This window comes from Nocardioides guangzhouensis (assembly GCF_004519545.1).
GTDB lineage: Bacteria > Actinomycetota > Actinomycetes > Propionibacteriales > Nocardioidaceae > Nocardioides > Nocardioides guangzhouensis.
Genome location: NZ_SDKM01000159.1, coordinates 1 through 339 on the forward strand (window position 1 = coordinate 1; position 339 = coordinate 339).

General features: G+C 71.7%; 1 protein-coding gene. It reads left to right on the top strand.

The window, feature by feature from the left end; genetic code table 11:
- The coding region (locus EKO23_RS24935) for an aminotransferase class III-fold pyridoxal phosphate-dependent enzyme (protein ID WP_134721283.1) at nt 1–339 on the top strand (339 nt) is incomplete at both ends.

Genomic DNA, 339 nt, shown 5'->3' on the forward strand with positions numbered 1-339 from the left:
AGGGCGCCTGGGTGACCGACGTCGAGGGGCGGCGCTACCTCGACTGCCTGGCCGGGTACAGCGCGCTGAACTTCGGGCACGGGCACCCGCGCCTGGTGGCCCGCGCGCAGGAGCAGCTGGGCCGGCTGACGCTGACCTCGCGGGCGTTCTACAACGACCAGCTCGGGCCGTTCGCGCGGGACCTCGCCCAGCTGACCGGCAAGGAGATGGTGCTGCCGATGAACTCCGGCGCCGAGGCCGTCGAGACCGCGATCAAGGTGGCCCGCAAGTGGGGGTACCTCGTCAAGGGCGTCCCGGAGAACCGGGCCACGATCGTGGCGATGGAGGGCAACTTCCACG